Raw genomic sequence first — 14,219 nt, forward strand, 5'->3', positions numbered from 1 at the left:
GCGGCTGCTCGCCGTACGTCGGTGTGGTCCCAGCGGACGCTGCCGCGCTCCGGCTCGTACAGTCCGGCCAGCAGCTTGGCGCAGGTCGATTTGCCCGAGCCGTTCAGGCCGACGAACGCCACCTTCTGGCCGGCGGTCAAGGTCATGCTGATCCCGTTGAGGGCCGCCGTCTCCTTGCCTGGGTAGGTGAAGTGGACGTCGTCCAGCGTGATCCGGCCGACGGTGGAGGGCGCCTGCAACGACGCCTGTTTGGGGAGGAGTTGGCGGTTGCGCTCCTGGACGGTGAGGAGGTCGGAGACCCACAGGGCGTGCTCGTACACGAGGTGCGCGACCTCGACCAGGCGGGTCAGCGCCGCCTGGCCCGACTGGATCGCGAGCACCGCGCCCGCTCCGGCGGCGAGCGGGAGCCAGTCGGCGATCAGCATGGCGGCGAGAGCGGCGTACGTGATGCCGGTGCCGAGGCCGCCGACCGTCCGGTCCGCCAGGTTGAGCACGGCCGCGTGCACACCGAGCCGGGTGTCCTCGGCCGCGATCTTGAGCGTCAGGCGCCGGTGTTCCTCCAGCAGAGCCCCTTGCGCGGTGTCCGAGCGGAGTTCGGCCGCCGCGTCGACGTCGAGCAGGAGCCAGGAGAAGACCCGTACGCGACGCTGCAGCGCGTTCCACCGCTTGAAGGACGCGAACGCCGCGCGGGCACTGCGTACCGCCGCGAAGCCGACCGGCAGGACGGACAGCAGGAGCAGAGGCAGGAGCACCGGGTGCAGCACGCCGAGCACGCCCGCCGTTCCTACCAGGGCCAGTGCGGCGGAGGCGAGCGAGACGACCTGGCCGACGATCTGGCGGGCGTAGAAGAGCCCGCGGTCGTTGGCGCGGTGGACCTCGTCGTGCCAGCCGGCGTCCTCGACCGCTTCCAGCCGTACGTGCGCGGTGAGGTGCAGGAACTCGCACTCCAGGGCCGTACGGATCTTCGGCGTGACGCGGGCCTGGGCCACGGCGACCGCTGCTTCCAGCGCCGCTCTGGTCCCCAGGAGTCCTATCACCAGCAGGATTTGAGGAAGCGCCGCCCGTACGCGGTCGGGCGTCGGGCCCTGCGCGAACAGGTGCTGGAGCACCGCGATTCCGGCGATCAGGCCGAGCGCGCTCATCGCCGCGGAGGCCAGCTGGCACACGATGACGCCGAGCGTGGCGCGCCGGTCGGCCTGCCAGGCGAGCCGGCCGATCAGCGCGGTGATGCGAGGCAGACCGGTGAGGACCTGGGCCACGGTGGCGTCGGCGGCCGCGCCGTCGTGGACCGACCAGTACGCCTCCTCCATCTCGTCCGTCAGGTTGTCGTCCTGCGGGCCGGCCGCGACGGTGGTGGGCGGTGGAGGGAGTGGCTCGGTGCGCTGGGCCGGGATGCCGGTGGGCGGTTCGTCCGGCTGGGTCGATTCGGTCATGCCGCTCGCCTCGTCTCCGGTCGGGTCCCGGAGGCGGGACTTTCGAACGCAAGGTGAACGCGCGCAGGACGGCGTAAGCGATGCATGGGTGCCCCTCGTGGCCGGATTCGGACAGGTGATCGGGTAACGGAGGTCTTCCTGTCGCCGTCACGGGTGGCGGCGGGCGATGTCTGGAACGGGAATTCGAGTGAACGAGCTTTTTCCTTGGTGCCGTTGAGCGGCCCGTGCCGTGATGCCGCGTTCGATCACTCCTGTGGGTCCGGGTCCTTCGTGTGGGGGATTGCGGGGCGGGTCAGGCCGGGCCTGCGGCCCCGGGTCCACCGGCCCTGCAAGCCGCACCCGCGGCCCCGCTGTGAGGCGGATCACCCCTCTCCGTGGTGCGGACCGGGTGGCGACCGGTGGTTACGATGGATGGATCTGCTCGGCCCCGTGGTCGAGGTGGTCAGGCCCGGCATCCGGTGTCTGGTCCGAGGCTTGAAACCTCCGGCGCTCGTAAGACAGAACCCCGGAGGTTTTTTCGTGTCTGTCCTCCTGCCTTCCCAGCCCACGGCTCCCGATCCCCGTCGGTGGTGGGCGCTGGCCGTGATCGCCCTGACGCAGCTGGTGGTCGTGCTCGACGCGACGATCGTCAACGTGGCCCTGCCCCAGGCCCAGCTCGAACTGGAGCTGAGCGACACCGAGCGGCAGTGGGTCATCACCGCGTACGTCCTGGCGTTCGGCGCGCTGCTGCTGCTCGGCGGGCGCATCGCCGACTACTGGGGGCGCAAGCGCAGCTACATGGTCGGGATGCTCGGGTTCGGTCTCGCCTCCGTGTGGGGCGGTCTTGCGCAGAGCGGCACCGAGCTGATCGCGGCGCGCGGTCTGCAAGGCGTGTTCGCGGCGCTGCTGGCGCCCGCGGCGCTCGCCCTGCTGACGGTCATGTTCCCGGCCGGGCGCGAGCGCGGAACGGCGTTCGCGGTCTTCGGCACCGTCGCCGGCACCGGTGCCGCGGTGGGCCTGGCCCTGGGCGGCGTCCTGACCGAGTTCGCCGACTGGCGGTGGTGCCTCCTGGTCAACATCGTCTTCGCCGTCGTCGGCCTGGTCGGCGCGCTGCTGTTCGTCTCCGAGAGCCGGGTCGAGGGCGGCGACGGGTACGACATCCGAGGCACCCTGGCCGTCACTTTCGGTCTGGCCGCCCTGGTCTACGGGTTCACCCTCGCCGAGACCGGGTGGACCGAGCCGGACACCATCGGCTTCCTCGCCGCCGGCCTGGTGCTGCTCGCCCTGTTCGTGCGGATCGAGGCCCGGGCCGCGCAGCCGCTGCTGCCGTTGCGGATCGTGCGGGACCGCGGCCGCGCCGGGGCGTTCCTCATCCAGGCGGCCATCGGCGCGGTCTACATCGGGATGACCCTCTACCTGATGTTCCACCTGCAGATCGTGCTCGGCCTCTCCCCGCTCCTGGCCGGGCTCGCGAGCCTCGCGATGACCTTCGCCACCATGATCACCGCACCCGTGGCGGCCCGGCTGCTCCCCACCCGGGGCCCGCGTGTGCTGATGACCGCGGGGCCGTTGACCGCCGCGGCCGGGATGCTGTGGCTGACCTTCATCACCGCCGGCGGGAGCTACTGGACCGAGGTCTTCGGCGGCCTGGTCGTCGTCGGCATCGGGATCGCCTTCGTCATCATCCCCGTACAGAATGTCGCTCTCGTCGGCGTCGACCACCGCGACGCCGGTGCGGCCTCCGCCCTCGTCAACTCCGCCATGCAGATCGGCGGTTGCGTCGGCCTGTCGGTGTTCACCACGGTCTACCTCGGGGCCGTCGAACGCTCCGCCGCCGCCGGCGGCGACGGCCGTGTCGCCGCCCTCACCGAGGGCCACTCCGCGGTCTTCCTCGCCACCGCCGTCACCCTGGTGGTCGCCGCGGTCATCGCCGCGACCATGCTCCGTGGCCCTCGGTCCGCCACCGCCCCGCACCAGCTCGCCGAGGTGCCGGCCCACATCGGCTGATGCCCGTACCGCCGCCTCGCCTGCCGGAGTGACGGAGTGGAGCGAGGTCCGCCGGAGCGCCGTCGTGCGCTCCGGCGACCCGGTCCGCTCACTTGGCCGTACGTCGTGGCCGGGGTCGCCGTCCCCATTCGTTCGCGGCCACCACCAGGCACACCGCCACCAGGACCACGTTCTTGACGACGTACTGCCCCTCCATGGTCGGGGCGGGGGAGTGGGGCTGCCACATCGCGTCGGGGAGGAGGACGAGGGTCGAGAACACGCCGCCCATGTGGAGGAAGAACACGACGAGCGCGGGGCGCAGCAGGCGCCGGCCGACGATCAGGCCGATCCCGATGGCCGTCTCCAGTGCCGCGAGGGACAGCAACAGCACCGTCGCCGGCACCAGGCCCAGGGTCATCTTCGTCGCCGCGTCGACCGCCAGCTGCTCCGCCGGGCTGGCCGATGGGAACAGTTTCAGTACGCCGAAGCCGACGAAGACGATGCCGACCGTCACCCTCAGCAGGGCCAGAGCGTGCGCGTCGACCACGCCGGCCAGGTCGGCCAGTCGGCTCAGGGGCCGTCGGCCGGCTGCGGGGTGGTGATGGGTGCGGGCGAAGTGGGCTTTGCTGGGCGGAGGTTCGGGGTTGCGGTCGGGCGGGGGCAGGATCGGCTCTACGGTGCTGCTGCTCATGTGCGATCTCCCGATGTGTCCGTGGGGGTGGGAAAACGTGCACGGGTGGCCCGCGCGGTTCGGCGGGCGACCTGGGCCATCTCGCGGATCGGTGAGGGCCCTGGGGTCGGGCGGGGAAGGGGAAGGGCCCCGGGTGCGGGGTGCGGGGTGCGGGGTGCGGGTGGTGGCCGTGGTCCGACCGTGGGCGGGGTGCCGGGTGCTGGTGCCGGGTGCTGGTGCCGGGCGTTGTAGGTCGGCCGGTGATCGGGACCGGTGTCCTGGCCGGATGCGGGGACGAGGCGGGCCGGTACGTGATCGACGTGGCCGACCGCCCCTCGCTGCTTGGTCTAGACCATACGGACGAGGGTCGGGAGGTCGTCAAGAGCCGTGTTCCTCGGCGCCATCGGGAGTCGGCACATTCGCGCCATCTTGCATCGGGCTGCGGGCGGAGGTGCCGGGCGTGCGGATCGTACGGTGGCTGAGGCCTTCGTACGGGAAAGTGCGGGGTCCGATCTCCGGCCCGCGGGTCCGGTGGAGTTCCTGGCCGGTCCGCCGCTGAGCAGCCCTGTTACGCCGAGGCCGGACCGCCCGCGACCTCTGGCCCGCGCGCCCGCTCCAACTCCCCTTCGTCTTGCGGCCATCCGAGATGTCCGGTCGCCCGCAGGGCCACTACTCGCCGGTCCGGCGGGCGACTCCGGTGGTTCAGACGGCCGAAAGTACGCCGGGCCATTCCGGGATGCATCGGGCATCGACCGCCGGTGCCTCCTCGCCGCGCCCGTCACCGGCCCCAGGCACGCCGAGGGGCCCGGAGCGTGTGCCCCGAGCCCCGTGCAGCCTGTGGAACGGTGTGCAACGGCCGTCAGCCGGAAGGCAGTCGCCCCCGAGCCTCCGCCTCCCGGCCCCGGCCACTCAAGCCGTCACCGCTCAAGCCGTCACCGCTCCAGCCCGCCTCGCGCGATCACTCCCGCGTACCACCGCGCACTGTCCTTCACCGTCCGCCGCTGCGACGCGAAGTCCACGTGCACGATGCCGAACCGCTTGCTGTAGCCGTACGCCCACTCGAAGTTGTCCAGCAGCGACCACAGGAAGTACCCGCGTACGTCGACACCTTCCTCGATCGCCCGGTGTACGGCGCCCAGATGCGCGTCCAGGTACGCCACCCGCTCCGGGTCGTGCACCTGCCCCTCCGGGTCCGCGTAGTCGTCGTACGCCGCTCCGTTCTCGGTCACCAGCAGCGGCAGGCCCGGGAGTTCGTCGCGCAGGCGGGTCAGCAGCTCGTACAGGCCGTTCGCGTCCACCGGCCAGTCCATCGCCGTGCGCGGGCCCTCCGCCGGAGTGAACGCCACATGCCGCTCGGCGCCGGCCCACGGCGACGGCGACTCGGACGAGCCGGCCGAAACCACGCTCGGCGAGTAGTAGTTGATGCCCAGCGAGTCGATCGGGGCCGAGGTGACCTCCAGGTCGCCGTCCTTCACGAACGACCAGTCCGTCACCGCCGCCGTGTCCGCCACCAGATCCTCCGGCAGCCGGCCGTGGAAGACCGGGTCCAGGAAGATCCGGTTCGCCACCGCGTCGATGCGGCGCACCGCGTCCCGGTCCGCGTCGGTGTCGCTCAGCGGCCGCAGCGCGTGGAGGTTCAGGGTCAGCGAGACCTCGGCCGTGGACGGGAGGCGGTCGCGCAGGACCCGGGTCGCGCCGCCGTGCGCCAGGTTGAAGTGGTGCGCGGCGCGCAGTGCGGCGAGGTCGCTCGTACGGCCAGGAGCGTGGACCCCGTTCCCGTACCCGAGAAACGCCCCGCACCAGGGCTCATTGAGTGTCGTCCACGTCGACACCCGGTCACCCAGCGCGCCGGCCACCAGGCCCGCGTACTCCGCGAACCGGTGCGCCGTGTCCCGCTCCGGCCAGCCGCCCGCGTCCTCCAGCTCCTGCGGCAGGTCCCAGTGGTAGAGCGTCGCGACCGGTCTGATGCCGGCGCCCAGCAGCTCGTCCACCAGGCGGCGGTAGAAGTCCAGGCCGCGCTCCACCGCCGGGCCCCGGCCGGTCGGCTGGACGCGCGGCCAGGAGACGGAGAACCGGTAGTCCGTGACGCCGAGGTCCCGCATCAGCTTCACGTCGTCCGGCATCCGGTGCAGGTGGTCGGCGGCTATGTCACCGGTGTCGCCGTTGCGGACCTTGCCGGGCGTACGGCTGAACGTGTCCCAGATGGACGGCGTACGGCCGTCCTCCGTGGCCCCGCCCTCGATCTGGTACGCGGCGGTGGCCGTGCCCCAACGGAATCCGGCGGGAAAGCGGAGTCCCGTACCGGTCTCGGTGCGGGCGCCGGTGGCGGTTCCCGGGCGGGCGCCTGTGGAGGTCGCCGGGCGGGCATCGACAGCTGTCATGAGACGGACACTCCAGAGGTGAGGGGAGGAGGAGGAGATGAGGGACGGCGCGCGGGTCAGGCATTCACCGCGCTCCGCGCGATGGTGCGGTCAGCCCTTCACCGCGCCCTGCATGATGCCGCCGACGATCTGCCGGCCGAGCAGGCCGAAGACCACCAGCACCGGCAGCGTGCCGAGCAGCGTGCCGGCCATGATCACCGACTGGTCGTTCACATAGCCGCCGCCGAGCTGCCGCAGCGCGACCTGCACGGTGGGCTCCTGCGAGGAGAGCGCGATGATCGGCCAGAAGAAGTCGTTCCACGCCGTCATGAACGTCAGCATCCCGAGCACCGCCATGCCTGGACGCGCGATCGGGATCACGATCGACCAGAAGATCCGGGCCGTGGAGGCGCCGTCCACACGGGCCGCCTCGATCAGCTCGTCCGGCAGCGACTGCACCAGGTACTGGCGCATGAAGAAGACACCGAAGGCGGACACCAGGCCCGGCAGGATCACCGCCTGGAGCTGGTTCACCCACTGGAGTTCGGCGATCAGCATGAAGAGCGGGATCACGCCGAGCTGCGGCGGGATCATCATCGTCCCGATCGTCAGCGTCAGCAGCGCGTTGCGGCCCTTGAACTTCAGCTTGGCGAAGGCGAATCCGGCCAGCGTGCAGCAGAGCACCGTGCCGATGGTGATGGACGACGACACGATCAGCGAGTTGAGCAGCGCCTTGCCGATGTCCGCCTCTTCGAGGACCTGCTCGAAGTTCTTGATCAGGTTCGGGCCCGGCAGCAGGCTCGGCGGCACCTGCGCCATGTCCGCGTTGGACCGGCTGGCCGCCACGATCGTCCAGTAGAACGGGAACGCCGAGACCAGCAGCGCGAAGCCGAGGATGAGGTACGAGAGCCAGCCGCCCTTCATCGTCCGGCCCGCGCCTCCCTTGCGTACCCGCTTCGTCGGCGGGTCCTGCGGCGGACGGCCCGCCTCCGGTGCGGTCGGCGGTGCGGCGAGCGCGGTCATCGGCCGGCCTCCTTGCGTGCGCGGCGGCGCGCGATCAGGGCGTTGGCCCCGACGAGCACCACGATCAGGACGAACATCACCCAGGCGATGGCCGCGGCCCGGCCCAGGTGGAAGAAGCCCCAGCCCTGCTCGTACATGTACAGGCCGAGGGTCTGGTACTGGTGCGAGATACCGCCGGAGATCGAACCCTCGAACAGCAGTGGCTCACCGAAGAGTTGAGTCGCGCCGATGGTCGAGATGATGACCGTGAAGATGATGGTGGGACGCAGGCCCGGCAGGGTCACGTGGACGAACTGCCGCCAGCGCGACGCCCCGTCCATCTCCGCCGCCTCGTACAGCTCGTGCGGGATCGACTGCATGCCGGCCAGGTAGATCAGCGCGTTGTAGCCCGTCCACCGCCAGATGACGATGGTCGACACCGCGATCTGCGAGGCGACCGTGCCGGTCTGCCAGTCCACCGGGTCGAAACCGACCAGTCCCAGCGCGTAGTTGATCAGCCCGAAGTCGCGGCCGAAGAGCTGCGCGAAGACGAGCGTCGCGGCGGCCACGGAGGTCGCGTACGGGAGCAGGATCGCCGTCCGGATGAACGTCCGGCCGCGCAGCTTGTAGTTGAGCAGGTGCGCGAGGCCGAGCGCCATCGCCAGCTGCGGGACCGTGGACAGCACGCCGATCGTGAACGTGTTGCGCAGCGAGATCCAGAAGAACTCGTCGGTGAAGAGCGCCGTGTAGTTGGCGATGCCGCGCCACTCCATCTCGCCGCTCGTCTGGAGCTCGACCCGGTAGAGCGAGACGAACGCCGTGTAGAGGAGCGGGAAGAGGCCGAAGGCGAGGAAGAGCGTGAAGAAGGGAGCGATGAAGGCGTACGGGGACGCCTTGCGCCAGGTACGCCGGAGGCCGGCTGCCCGACCGTCGTCGGGCCCGGGTCCGGTTCCGGCGGGGCTGCGGGGCCCGGCCTTCGCGGTGGCGGTGAGGGACACGATGCGGGCCCTTCGGGATCGGGAGCGGAGAAACAGGGAGCAGAGGTACGAGGGGTGGCGCCCGCCGTCCGTGAAGGCGACGGGCTACGGGGGTGGGGCCGGGCCACCGTGGTGCTTACCGGTGGACCGGCCCCAGGCAGGAAAGGGGAGGAGGAGCGCAGCGCGTCCGGCGTCAGCCGATCACGTTCGCCACGCCCTTCTTCGCCGTCCCCCACGCCTTGTCCGACGACACGCCCTTGCGCTCGACCTCGCTCAGCGCGTTCGTGATCTGCTGCATCACGTTCTGGTCGTGCACGCCCAGCACCTGGACCGGCGACTCCTTGGCCGCGTCACCGAAGATCTGGCCGATCGGCGCGCCGGAGAAGTAGTCGTCCTTGGCGTCCGCGATCTTCTCGATGGCGCCCGTCGAGGACGGGAAGTTGCCCTGCTTCTGGAAGACCTTCGCCTGCTGCTCGGGAGCGGTGAGCCACTCGATCAGCTCGTACGCCTCCTTCTTGTGCTTGGCCGCACGCGGGATCGAGAGGTACGAGCCGCCCCAGTTGCCGGCGCCGCCCGGCAGCTTGGCGATGTCCCACTTGCCCTGGCCGCCGTCACCGGCCTGGCCCTTGATGTAGCCGAGCATCCAGGCCGGGCACGGGATCGTGGCGAACGAACCGGCCGCGAACGCCTGGTTCCACTGCGGCGACCACTGGTCGAGCTTGGCGCTCAGGCCCGCGTCGGCCGCCTTCACGGAGGTATCCCAGGCCGTCTTGACCGCCGGGTTCTTCTCGTAGATCAGCTCACCGGAGGCGTCGTAGTACCGCTCCTCCTCCTGGCCGATCATGATCGCGTAGAGCGAGCCGATGCTGTCCAGCCAGGCGCTCTTGGCGGGGGCCTTCTTCTTGTACTCCTTGCCGAGCTCCAGGTAGCCGTCCCACGTCGACCACTTCTTCGCGAGCTCCTCGCGGTCGGTGGGCAGGCCGGCCTGCTTGAAGAGGTCGGTGCGGTAGCACATCGCCTCGGGGCCGACGTCCGTGCCGAGGCCGAGGACCTTGCCGTCCTCGGTGGTCGCCGCCGACCACTTGGCCTCGGCGAACTCGCCCTTGAGCTTGTCGGCGCCGAACTCCTTCAGGTCCTGGAACTTGTCGGACTGCTGCTGGGTGATTGACGCGATGCGGCCGACCTCCACGCCTTGCACGTCCGCGAGGCCGCCGCCGCCCGCGAGGCGGGTCTGCAGCGACTTCCAGTAGTCCACCTCGTCCTGGGTGTCGCTCTGCTTGATCGTCACGTTCGGGTGGAGCTTCTGGTACTCCTCGTAGAGCCCGGCCTCCTTGAAGCCGAAGGATCCGAAGAGGTCGACCGTGAGCGTGATCTTCCCGCCCGCGTTGTCGGAGGTGTCCGACGCGTCGCCGGATCCACAGGCGGCGAGGAGGGCCCCGGCGAGGACGACCGCGCCGAGGCGGACGGTGGCTCTCTTGGCGGCTCGGGCGATGGGCATGGGAAGCCTCCCTTGGCTTCGGGATGAACCGAGCGCTTTGAGAGCGCTCTCAAAACCTGCGTCTGGAGCGTCTCCCACCGCCCCCGCCCCGTCAAGACTCGAACACATAACGGCTTGGTGTTACGTCCGGCCGCCGCCCAACTGCCTTCTGTGTGCGTTCTCTTGACACCCAGGTTTCAGGAGTTTTACGTTCCTTGACACTTGAGAGCGCTCTCGAAGGCGCTCTCGCCCCCCATGATGAACATGATCGAGGTGCTGCTCGTGCAAGCCTCCCTCTCCAGACTCGCCTCCCGTGCCGGGGCCAGACCCGCCGCGGCCACGCTCCTCGCCGTGGCCCTGGCCGCCGTCACGCTGGGCCCCGCCGCCTCTCCCGCGGCCGCCGCCACCATCCCCGCCGGCGCCGGCAGCTACACCGACTCCCGACCCGCCGGCACCCAGGGCCCGACCACCAACACCGGCGCTCCCGTCACGCCGAAGCTGACGACCGCCGCGCGCAGCAAGCCGGTCCCGACCAATGACTGGTGGTCCTCGCTCGCCTTCCAGCGCTACGGCGACAACCCGTACTCCACCCCCATGTACGGGCACCCGCTCACCTACCAGGCCAAGGCCTCCGGCCTGGAGGTCGGCTATCCGACCACGCCCGCGATCGTCGGCGACGGCCGGCAGTACGAGTACGCGCACAAGGCCGACCTCACCGTCGGCCTCACCGGCCTGAACTCGCCGGACACCAAGGCCGACGCCTGGTCCGACTGGACGGTCACGCCGTACTGGGCCGACGGCTCCCGCACCTTCCGGGCCACCATCGGCCACGGCATGCCGTTCGTGTACGCCAAGGGGTCCGGCGGCGACGCCCGCGTCACGACCGCCTCCACGCCGACGGTCTTCTCCGACCAGGGCAATGTCGTCGGCATCACGGTCGCCGGGCACCACTACGCGCTCTTCGCGCCGACCGGCGCCGACTGGAACATCTCCGGCACCACGATCACCGCCGGACTCGGCTCCAAGGACTACTTCTCGCTCGCCGTGCTGCCGTCCACGGACGCGCTCGCGACCTACCGCAAGTACGCCTTCAGCGTCGTCACCGGCTCCCAGGTGGCCTGGCAGACCACCGGCGGCAACGTCCGCGCGACCTACACGCTGACCACGGAGGCCAGAGAAGGCACCGAGCGCGGCGCGCTCCAGGCGCTCTACCGCCACCAGTGGCTGCACACGAGCGACGCGCTGACGCCGTACACGTACGTCTCACCGCGCGGCACGATGAAGGTGCGCGAGTCCGCCTCGTTCACCACCAGCCAGAAGAGCCAGGGCGTGGTGCCCGCGCTGCCGGTCTCCAGCGGCGTGGACCGGGCCCGGCTGACCGGCTACCTCAACGAGGTCGCCAACTCCGCCGACCCGTTCTCCGGAGCCCGGGACACCTACTGGACCGGCAAGGCGCTCGGCAAGCTGGCCCAACTGGTGCCCGTCGCCGACCAGATCGGCCAGACCGCCGTCCGCGACAAGCTCCTCGGCCTGATGAAGGGCCGGATGCAGGAGTGGTTCACGGCGGGCGGCGCCAGTGAGTTCAGCTACGACAAGGACTGGAAGACCCTCACCGGCTACCCGGCCTCGTACGGCAGCGACACCGAGCTCAACGACCACCACTTCCACTACAGCTACTACGTGTACGCGGCGGCGATCATCGCCCAGTACGACCAGGCCTGGGCGACCGACTCGGCCTGGGGCACGATGATCAAGCACCTGATCCGTGACACCGCCAACCCGAGCCGCACCGACGCGGCCTACCCGTTCCTGCGCGGCTTCGACGTCTACGCGGGCCACAGCTGGGCCTCCGGCCACCAGGGCTTCGCGGCCGGCAACAACCAGGAGTCCTCGTCGGAGTCCATCAACCTCAGCGCGGGTCTGGTGCTCTGGGGCTCGGCCATGGGCGACAACTCGCTGCGGGACCTCGGCAGTTACCTGCTGACGACCGAGTCCGAGGCGATCACGCAGTACTGGTTCGACGCCAACGACACCGTCTTCCCGGCCTCCTACAAGTACGGCACGGTCGGCATGGTCTGGGGCAGCGGCGCCTCCTACTCCACCTGGTGGACGGCCAACCCGGAGGAGATCCACGGCATCAACGTCCTGCCGGTGACCGGTGGTTCACTCCACCTGGCCCGTGAGAAGGCGGCCATCAAGCGCAACATCGCCGAGATGGAGCGTGAGAACGGCGGACCGGCCCAGGAGTGGCGCGACCTGCTCTGGGAGTTCGAGGCGCTCTCCGACCCGACGTCGGCGAAGGCCAAGTGGGACGGTGTGAACGGGAATTACGAGCCGGAGCAGGGGGAGTCCAAGGCGCACACCTACCACTGGATCAACACCCTGAACACGGTCGGCGCGCCGGACATGACGATCACCGGCGACATCCCGACCTCCGCCGTCTTCTCCAAGAACGGCACCCGTACCTACACCGCGCACAACCACGGCTCCACGGCCCGTACGGTGACCTTCTCCGACGGCAAGACCCTCTCCGTGCCGGCCCGCTCGCAGGCCGTCAGCACCGGCCCCGGCGGCGGCAACCCGGATCCCGACCCGGACCCGGATCCCGACCCGGGCAACCCGTCCACCGGCAACACCTTCCGCCTGAAGACCGGCGGCGTCCTCACCACCGCCACCACCGACCCGGCGGGCGCGGACACCATCGCCTCGGCCGACGGCGTGAACCGGGACGGCACGCCGTACCGCCCGACCGTCTACGAGGTGAAGAGGGTCAACGGCAAGGTCTCCGCCGGAGCCGCCACCGCGTTCCGCCTCCGGGTGGACGCCGGCACCAAGGTCGGCCTCGCTCCGCAGGTCAAGGTCAGCTACGACCTGACCGGCGACGGCAGCTTCGACCGCACCGAGACCTTCCGCTACTTCGCCACCGACCCGGTCAACGGGTGGGAGGAGTACACGCAGGCGGTCGGCGCACAGGCGACCACCGGCAGCCTCGGCGAGCTGAAGAACGGCACGGTCCGCCTGGAGATCTGGAACGCGCTCGGCAACGGCACGTCCCAGGTGCAGACGGGCACGGACGCGGCGGTGCTGCGGATCCCGTACGTGTAGGACGCATGATCCCGTACGTGTAAAACGCTGATGTACGGGCACGATCGGTGCGGCGGGTCTCCGGCTCCTCAGGGCGGAGGCCCGCCGTACTCATGCGCCGAGCACTACGCCGAGGCGCGGCGGACCAGCGTCGTCGGAGTGATCACCGAGTCCGGCGCCGAGCCGTTGCCCGTACGGTCGCGGTCCAGGCCGCGCAGCAGCAGCCGGGCCATCAGCCGGCCCTGGCCCTCGATGTCCTGGTTCACGGTGGTCAGCGGCGGGTCGGTCTCCTCGGCCACGCCGGCCATGTCGTCGAACCCGACGATCGCCACCTGCTCCGGCACCGCGATCCCGCGCTCCCGCAGGACCCGCAGCGCACCGGATGCCATCAGGTCGTTGGCGGCGAAGACCGCGTCCAGGTCCGGCCGCCGCTCCAGCAGCTCCGCCATCGCCCGCGCGCCGCTCTCCACGGTGAACCCGCCCTCGGCGACGAGCGTCGGGTCCACGTCGATGAGGACGTCCCGGTAGCCGTCGAGGCGGTCCATCGCGGAGGTCTGGTCGGGCGGCCCGCCGATGTGCGCGATCCGCTCCCGCCCGAGGTCCCGCAGATACCGCACGGCGACCCGAGCTCCGCCCCGGTTGTCGGCGTCGACATACGGAACGGCCTGGTCACCGGGGTCGGCGGTCCAGCTGGGCCGGCCTCCGTACACCGTCGGAATCGCCGCCCGCCGGGTGATCGCCGGCAGCGGGTCGTCGGTGTGGAGCGAGAAGGCGAGCGCGCCGTCCACATGGCCGCCGGAGAGGTAGCGCGCGATGCGGTCGAAGTCGCCGGGGCCTTCCACCAGCAGCAGGACGAGCTGGGTGTCGTGGGCGGTCAGCTCCTTGCTGATGCCGCGGATCTGCTGCGAGAAGAAGGGGTCCGAGAAGATCCGTATCTCCGGCTCGGCGATGACGACGGCCACCGCGCCGGTGCGCCGCGTGACCAGTGTCCGGGCCGCGTGGTTGGGGATGTAGCCGAGCTCGTCGACCGCCTGGAGCACCTTGTCGACCAGCGGTTTGCGGACTCCGTCACCGCCGTTGACGACCCGCGAGGCGGTGGCCCGGGAGACCCCCGCACGCGCCGCGACGGCTTCCAGGGTGGGCCGGGACCCGGGGGACTGCTCGGGCAAGGCGGTCGCTCCTCGTCGACGGGGGCGGCGGCGCGCGGGGCGGTACGCGTGGCGGACCTGTGCCGTCGCCGGATCGTCTACA

8 protein-coding genes and 1 pseudogene are annotated in these 14,219 nt (G+C 70.7%); 2 read left to right on the forward strand and 7 right to left on the reverse strand.

Annotation, left to right across the window (positions count from 1 at the left end):
- Positions 1–8: 8 nt before the first annotated feature.
- Positions 9–1,433 (reverse strand): annotated as a pseudogene (locus tag ABZ267_RS28165) (ATP-binding cassette domain-containing protein); the annotation flags it as partial.
- 519 nt (positions 1,434–1,952) lie between these two features.
- On the opposite strand from ABZ267_RS28165, the gene ABZ267_RS28170 reads away from it, so the two are divergent.
- Positions 1,953–3,419 (forward strand): MFS transporter, encoded by a 1,467-nt coding sequence (locus tag ABZ267_RS28170; RefSeq protein ID WP_356755279.1) that lies wholly within the window; start codon positions 1,953–1,955, stop codon positions 3,417–3,419.
- Positions 3,420–3,507: 88 nt separating this feature from the next.
- Here the strand turns inward: ABZ267_RS28170 and ABZ267_RS28175 are convergent, their stop codons facing one another.
- The 5 genes from ABZ267_RS28175 to ABZ267_RS28195 all read right to left on the reverse strand — a co-directional run bounded on the left by ABZ267_RS28175 (position 3,508) and on the right by ABZ267_RS28195 (position 9,905).
- Entirely contained in the window at positions 3,508–4,089 is a 582-nt protein-coding gene (locus tag ABZ267_RS28175) for a DUF417 family protein (RefSeq protein WP_356755281.1), read from the reverse strand.
- A 911-nt stretch (positions 4,090–5,000) separates the two neighbouring features.
- On the reverse strand, positions 5,001–6,449 hold the full coding sequence (locus ABZ267_RS28180; protein WP_356755283.1) for a GH1 family beta-glucosidase: 1,449 nt from the start codon (positions 6,447–6,449) through the stop codon (positions 5,001–5,003).
- A 90-nt stretch (positions 6,450–6,539) separates the two neighbouring features.
- Positions 6,540–7,451, reverse strand: coding sequence for a carbohydrate ABC transporter permease (locus tag ABZ267_RS28185; protein WP_356755285.1), 912 nt, complete (start codon positions 7,449–7,451; stop codon positions 6,540–6,542).
- On the reverse strand, positions 7,448–8,428 hold the full coding sequence (locus ABZ267_RS28190) for a sugar ABC transporter permease (protein ID WP_356755287.1): 981 nt from the start codon (positions 8,426–8,428) through the stop codon (positions 7,448–7,450). Before ABZ267_RS28190 ends, ABZ267_RS28185 begins: the two co-directional genes overlap by 4 nt.
- 172 nt (positions 8,429–8,600) lie before the next feature.
- Positions 8,601–9,905, reverse strand: a complete 1,305-nt coding sequence (locus ABZ267_RS28195; protein WP_356755289.1) for an extracellular solute-binding protein — start codon at positions 9,903–9,905, stop codon at positions 8,601–8,603.
- 243 nt (positions 9,906–10,148) lie between these two features.
- Between ABZ267_RS28195 and ABZ267_RS28200 the strand changes: the two genes are divergently transcribed.
- Positions 10,149–12,989, forward strand: coding sequence for a glycosyl hydrolase (locus ABZ267_RS28200; RefSeq protein ID WP_356755333.1), 2,841 nt, complete (start codon positions 10,149–10,151; stop codon positions 12,987–12,989).
- 104 nt (positions 12,990–13,093) lie between these two features.
- On the opposite strand, the gene ABZ267_RS28205 is transcribed toward ABZ267_RS28200, so the two are convergent.
- Positions 13,094–14,137, reverse strand: coding sequence for a LacI family DNA-binding transcriptional regulator (locus ABZ267_RS28205; protein WP_356755291.1), 1,044 nt, complete (start codon positions 14,135–14,137; stop codon positions 13,094–13,096).
- Positions 14,138–14,219: the final 82 nt, after the last annotated feature.

The organism is Streptomyces sp. NPDC006174 (assembly GCF_040614075.1).
Lineage (GTDB): Bacteria > Actinomycetota > Actinomycetes > Streptomycetales > Streptomycetaceae > Streptomyces.

Coding starts and splice junctions, on each gene's coding strand:
- ABZ267_RS28185 (WP_356755285.1), bottom strand. CDS start 7,451: ATGACCGCGCTCGCCGCACCGCCGACCGCACCGGAGGCGGGCCGTCCG.
- ABZ267_RS28195 (WP_356755289.1), bottom strand. CDS start 9,905: ATGCCCATCGCCCGAGCCGCCAAGAGAGCCACCGTCCGCCTCGGCGCG.
- ABZ267_RS28180 (WP_356755283.1), bottom strand. CDS start 6,449: ATGACAGCTGTCGATGCCCGCCCGGCGACCTCCACAGGCGCCCGCCCG.
- ABZ267_RS28175 (WP_356755281.1), bottom strand. CDS start 4,089: ATGAGCAGCAGCACCGTAGAGCCGATCCTGCCCCCGCCCGACCGCAAC.
- ABZ267_RS28200 (WP_356755333.1), top strand. CDS start 10,149: ATGATCGAGGTGCTGCTCGTGCAAGCCTCCCTCTCCAGACTCGCCTCC.